Here is a 6272-nt window from a genome sequence, read left to right on the forward strand (position 1 = left end):
CCAGGGGAAGTCTGAGTCTTTCCCCAGCGCGCCGGAGGGGCTCGGGCGCGCAGACTCGAGTCAGAGCCGGCGGGAGCACTCACCGGCCCGCCCGCCGCACGACGGTCGGTCGCGCGACACCACGTCGCGCGACCACCCGTCGCGTCACCCACACACCACCGCACCACCTCACAGCGCGGGGCGCGCAGCGTGCCTCACGACGCCTGATTTTCGACGGACTTAGGAGATTTACCGTGACAACGGCTATGACCATCCCCAAGCACGGGGGCACGGGAGGGCGTTTGGCCGTCGCCGCGCGAGCGCGGCAGGTCGTCAAGGCCTACGGCTCGGGGGAGACCCGGATCGTCGCGCTCGACCATGTCGATGTGGACATCGACCGCGGGCAGTTCACCGCGATCATGGGCCCGTCGGGCTCCGGCAAGTCGACGCTGATGCACTGCCTCGCCGGACTCGACACCGTGACCTCGGGCGAGATCTATCTCGACGAGACCGAGATCACGAAGCTCAAGGACAAGAAGCTCACGCAGCTGCGCCGGGACCGGATCGGCTTCATCTTCCAGGCCTACAACCTGCTGCCGACGCTGAACGCCCTGGAGAACATCACGCTGCCCATGGACATAGCGGGCCGCAAGCCCGACCGTCCGTGGCTCCAGCGGGTGGTGGAGACCGTCGGCCTGGCCGAGCGGCTCAAGCACCGGCCCACCCAGCTCTCCGGTGGCCAGCAGCAGCGCGTGGCCGTCGCCCGCGCGCTCGCCGCCCGCCCCGAGATCATCTTCGGTGACGAGCCGACCGGAAACCTGGACTCGCGGGCCGGCGCCGAGGTGCTGAACTTCCTGCGCAAGTCGGTGGACGAGCTGGGGCAGACCATGGTGATGGTCACGCACGACCCGGTCGCCGCCTCCTACGCGGACCGGGTGCTGTATCTCGCCGACGGCCGGATCGTCGACGAGATGCGCAGCCCGACCGCCGAGCAGGTCCTGGACCGTATGAAGAACTTCGACGCTCGGGGGCGGACGTCGTGACCGTCGTCAAGACCTCCGTGCGCAACTTCCTCGCGCACAAGGGCCGCATGGCGCTCTCCGCCATAGCCGTCCTGCTGTCGGTGGCGTTCGTCTCGGGGACGCTCGTCTTCACCGACACGATGAACACCACGTTCGACAAGCTCTTCGCCTCGACGTCGTCCGACGTCACCGTCAGCCCCAAGGGCGCTGCGGCGGCCGACGAGGCGCCGTCGCAGACCGGCAAGCCCGAGTCGCTGCCGGCCTCCGTCGTCGGACGCGTCGAGAAGTCGCCGGGCGTGAAGTCCGCCGAGGGCGCGGTCAGCAGCATGAGCGTCACGGTCGTCGACACGGAGAACAAGAACGTGGGCGCGACCTCCGGCGCCCCGACGATCGCGGGCAACTGGACGGACAACGACCTCAAGTCGATGGAGATCACCTCCGGGCACGCCCCGCGCGGTCCCACCGAGCTGATGATCGACGCCGACACCGCGGACAAGCACGACCTGAGGCTCGGCGACGAGCTGCGCACCATCACGGTGACCGGTGACCTCAGGGCGGAGATCGTCGGCATCGCCACCTTCAAGGTGACCAACCCGGGCGCGACCGTCGTCTACTTCGACACCGAGACCGCCCAGCGTGGACTCCTCGGCGGGACCGGTCTGTTCACGCAGATCAACGTCGTGGCCGACGACGGGGTGAGCGACGCCCGGCTGAAGGCCGACCTGGCCGGATCGCTCGGGGGCACGTACAAGCTCCAGACGCAGAAGGAGATGGCGGACGCGGGCCGGGACAGTGTCGGTTCGTTCCTCGACGTGATGAAGTACGCGATGCTCGGCTTCGCCGGGATCGCCTTCCTCGTCGGTATCTTCCTGATCGTCAACACCTTCTCCATGCTGGTCGCCCAGCGGACCCGCGAGATCGGCCTGATGCGGGCCATCGGGTCCAGCCGCAAGCAGGTCAACCGCTCGGTGCTGCTGGAGGCCGTCCTGCTCGGCATCGTGGGCTCCGTCGCCGGTGTCGCCGCCGGTGTGGGACTGGCCGTCGGTCTGATGGAACTGATGTCGTCCATGGGTATGGAGCTGTCCACCCAGGACCTCACCGTGAAGTGGACGACCCCCGCGATCGGGCTGGTGCTCGGTGTGGTCGTCACCGTCCTCGCGGCGTACATACCGGCCCGCCGGGCCGGGAAGGTGTCGCCGATGGCGGCGCTGCGTGACGCCGGTACACCCGCCGACGGCCGCGCCGGACGGATCCGGGGCACGATCGGCCTGATCCTCACCGCCGGCGGCGCCGCCGCGCTGCTCGCCGCCACGCGGGCCGAGGAGGCGGCCGAGGGCTCGATGTTCCTCGGTGTGGGCGTCGTGTTCACGCTCATCGGCTTCGTCGTCATCGGCCCGCTGCTCGCCGGGTTCTTCGTCCGGATCCTGAGCACGGTGGTGCTGCGGGGCTTCGGCCCGGTCGGCCGGATGGCCGAGCGCAACGCGCTGCGCAACCCGCGGCGTACGGGAGCCACGGGCGCGGCCCTGATGATCGGCCTGGCCCTGGTGGCGTGTCTGTCGGTGGTCGGTTCGTCGATGGTCGCCTCGGCGACGGACGAGCTGGACAAGACCGTCGGCGCGGACTTCATCGTCCAGTCCGGCACCGGACAGCCGATCGTGCCGCAGGCCCAGAAGGCCCTGGAGAAGGCCCCCGGGATCGCGCACGTCACCGAGTACAAGATGGTCGAGGCCAAGCTGACCACGCCCGACGGGAAGACCGTCAGCGAGGACCTGGCGGCGGCCGACCCGACGTACGCGCAGGACCTGCGCCGCGAGACCGTCGCGGGTGAGCTGTCCGCCGCGTACGGGAAGGACTCGATGTCCGTCGGCGACATCTTCGCCGAGGAGCACGGTGTCGAGGTCGGGGACGAGCTGACCGTCGCGTTCAAGGGCGGCGAGAGCGCGAAGCTCAAGGTCGCGGCGATCACCTCGGACGATGTCTCGGTGGACAAGGAGGCCAAGTACACCTCGACAGCGACCGCCGAGCGGTATCTGCCGGCGGAGAAGATGCCGAAGAACGTGATCATGTTCGCGGCGGCCGAGGAGGGCAAGGAGAAGGAGGCGTACGCGGCGCTGAAGGACTCCCTCGCGGCGTACCCGCAGTACAAGGTCCAGGACCAGACGGACTTCAAGCAGGATCTGAAGGACCAGATCGGCCAACTGCTCAACATCGTCTACGGTCTGCTCGGACTGGCCATCATCGTCGCCGTGCTCGGTGTGGTGAACACCCTCGCGCTGTCGGTCGTGGAGCGGACCCGGGAGATCGGACTGCTGCGGGCCATCGGCCTGTCGCGCCGTCAGCTCCGGCGCATGATCCGGCTGGAGTCGGTCGTCATCGCCCTCTTCGGCGCCCTGCTCGGACTCGGTCTGGGCATGGGCTGGGGCACGGCGGCGCAGAAGCTCCTCGCCCTGGAGGGTCTGGGGGTCCTGGAGATCCCGTGGCCGACCATCATCGGGGTGTTCGTGGCCTCGGCCTTCGTGGGACTGTTCGCCGCGCTCGTCCCGGCGTTCCGGGCCGGCCGGATGAACGTCCTGAATGCGATCGCCACGGACTAGGGGTGTCCGACCCGCGGCCAACGGCACGGCCTGGGTGATTTTCGGCTCCGGTGGGCGTCTTTGACGCCCACCGGAGCCGATTTCGTCTTCCCTGGTCAGAGCGGTGCTGACAACAAGCTGCGCGCGTAGATGCAGCAAGCTGACACGCTCCGGCCCCCCATTTCGAGACACCCGCTGTCATCGTCGTGCCACCCGGAAAGCGATCCGGTCCGACGGAACGATTCAACAGGGGGAATTGTGCTCGGTGTACCGCACTGCAACTCCAAGAAGATCACCGCCCGTTCGCGCACCGCTCGCACCGCACGTATCGCACGAACCGCACTCGCTCTTGGGGTCTGTACGGCCGCACTGACCCTGTCCGCGGGGACCGCATCGGCCTCCGCCCACGTCGCCGGGCCGAGCGCGCCCGACCCGGTGACGGCGTGCCAGTCGGCCGCCGCCATCCTCCCCGAGACGGCGGCCGGCCAGGCCCTGGCGTTCTGCAAGCTTGTCAACGGCTGGGACTAGGCGCAGCCGGTGCGGTTTCAGCTCCTCGGGCCGCTCAGCATCACGGACGGCCCCGACACCGTCGTCCTCCAGCCGTCCAAGCCCACCATCCTCCTCGCCTCACTGCTCCTGCACGCCAACACGGTGGTCTCCGCCGACTACCTTCAGCGGACCATGTGGGGCGAGGAACAGCCCGCCACCTCACGGGCCGCGCTCCAGACGTGCGTCCTGCGGCTGCGCCGGCTGTTCACCAAGCACGGGGTGACCGAGACCCCCATCGAGGCCGTGCCCGGTGGCTACCGGATCACGGCCGGGCCCCGGCATCTCGATCTGATCGGCTTCCGGGAAGAGATACGGCGCGCCGCGGACATCGCCGACCCGGAGAGTGAACTGCACGTGCTCAAAGGCGCGTTGTCGCTGTGGGAGGGCTCCGTCCTGGCCAATGTCCGCTCCGACGTACTGCACCGCGACGAAGTCCCCCGGCTCGTCGAGGAGCGGCTGCGGACCCTTGAGCGCGCCTGCGATCTCAAGCTGCTGCTCGGCCGCTGCGGCGAGGCGCTGGTGGAGCTGTGGAGCGCCAGCCGGGCGCACCCCGGCCACGAGCGGTTCCGGGAACAGCTCATCGAGGCCCTGTACCGCACGGGCCGTCAGACCGAGGCGCTCGCCGAGTACCGGATGGTCAAGGAGTACCTGCACGACGAGCTGGGGGTGGACCCGTCGCCCGCGCTGCGCCGGCTGGAGATGGCCATCCTGCGCGGCGAGGACCTGGGGCCCGCCGACGACCGCCACCCCGGCGGCCCCGCGTACACCACCGCCGGTGGCGCCGAGCGCCGGCACACCACCGCCCCCGCCGCACCGCCGGCGGCCATCGTGGAACCCGTCGCGGCCGTGCACTCCTTCACCGGACGCGAGGCCGAGACCACCGCTCTCCTGGAGCGGCTGACCGCGCCCGGCCACGAGTCCGTCACCCTCCTGGTGTCGGGGGCGCCCGGCATCGGGAAGACCGCGCTGGCCCGGCACCTCGCCCACCAGGTCAAGGACAGTTTCCCCGCGGGGCTGTTCATGGTGCGGATGGTCGGCCCGGACGGTACGCCGCGCAGCCCCGACGACGCGGCGGCCGAGGTGGCCGCCGCCCTGCGCGACCAGGTGCGCGGCGAACGCGCCCTGCTCGTGCTGGACGACGTCGTCGACGCCGACCAGGTCAGGCCGCTGCTGCCGGCCGGCGCCGACGGCGCGGTGATCGTCACCAGCCGGCGCGGTCTCGCCGGTCTCGTCGCCACCCACGGCGGCTGGGTGCTGCGGCTCGGCACCTTCACCGAGGAGGAGTCGTACGCGCTGCTGGTTGCCGTCCTCGGCGCCGAACGCGTCGAGGCGGAACCGGAGGAGGCCCGCCGGCTCGCCGAAGCCTGCGGCCACCACCCCCTCGCGCTGCGCATCATGTCGGCCCGGCTGCTCACCCGGCCGGCGCTGCGGCTGGCCGACTCCGTCAGCTGGCTGGCGGAGGACCCGCTGGCACGGCTCTCGCTCGCCGACTCGCCCGAGTTGTCGGTGCACGGGGTACTGGGCGGGGCGCTCGACCGGCTCGACCCGCGGCTCGTCGAGGCGTTCCTGAAGGTCGCCGCGCAGATCCCGGACCACTTCACCGCCGAGGACGGCGTGCGGGTGCTCGGGATGTCCCCCGTCGAGGCGGACGACGTACTGGACCGGCTCGCCGACGCCGGACTGCTGGAAGAAGGGCCGCCCGGCCCGTACCGGGTGCACGAACTGCTCCGTGTGTACGCGCGCAGAACCGCGCCGTTTCGATCCCGACCGATACAGAAGGTGTGAATCCCATGGCTGCAGAAGCGACAGCGACTCCGACGGCCGTCGCGCCTCCGGCGGCACAACAGACCGGGACGGCGTCCGCTTCGGCACCAGAGGCCCAGGCACCGGCGGTGGCCGCCGTGTCCGCCTTCGACGCCCTGGCCGGCACCAGACCCCGAGTCCGCCGGGACGTGCTGTTCACCGAGACGCCCGGCGGGGTCCTCTTCCACAACGCCGACGGCGGCTTCCATCTCACCGGCCGCACCGCCTACCGGTTCGCCTCGCTGATGGTGCCGCACCTCGCGGGCCACCACCGGCTCGGTGACATCTGCCAGGGCTTCGGACCGGCCCAGCAGGCCATGGCCGCCGAGCTGGTCAAGACGCTGTA

At 70.5% G+C, this 6272-nt stretch carries 4 protein-coding genes and 1 pseudogene; all 5 read left to right on the plus strand.

Features of this window, described 5'->3' with window-relative positions; translation table 11 throughout:
- Nucleotides 1-233 precede the first annotated feature (233 nt).
- Nucleotides 234-1022 carry an ABC transporter ATP-binding protein gene (locus GXP76_RS33210; RefSeq protein ID WP_242575336.1) on the plus strand — a complete coding sequence of 263 codons (789 nt, stop codon included), beginning with the start codon at nt 234-236 and terminating at the stop codon, nt 1020-1022.
- Nucleotides 1019-3595, plus strand: a complete 2577-nt coding sequence (locus GXP76_RS33215) for an ABC transporter permease (protein ID WP_242575337.1) — start codon at nt 1019-1021, stop codon at nt 3593-3595. Before GXP76_RS33210 ends, GXP76_RS33215 begins: the two co-directional genes overlap by 4 nt.
- A 237-nt stretch (nt 3596-3832) precedes the next feature.
- The gene (locus GXP76_RS33220) at nt 3833-4102 is read left to right on the plus strand and encodes a hypothetical protein (protein ID WP_242575338.1); all 270 of its coding nucleotides are present in this window, start codon (nt 3833-3835) and stop codon (nt 4100-4102) included.
- Nucleotides 4103-4111: 9 nt separating this feature from the next.
- Nucleotides 4112-5908, plus strand: a complete 1797-nt coding sequence (locus tag GXP76_RS33225) for an AfsR/SARP family transcriptional regulator (protein ID WP_242575339.1) — start codon at nt 4112-4114, stop codon at nt 5906-5908.
- A 5-nt stretch (nt 5909-5913) separates the two neighbouring features.
- Nucleotides 5914-6272: pseudogene (locus tag GXP76_RS33230) on the plus strand (transcriptional activator protein); the annotation flags it as partial.

This window comes from Streptomyces sp. NP-1717, from assembly GCF_022695985.1.
In the GTDB taxonomy this organism is placed as follows: domain Bacteria; phylum Actinomycetota; class Actinomycetes; order Streptomycetales; family Streptomycetaceae; genus Streptomyces.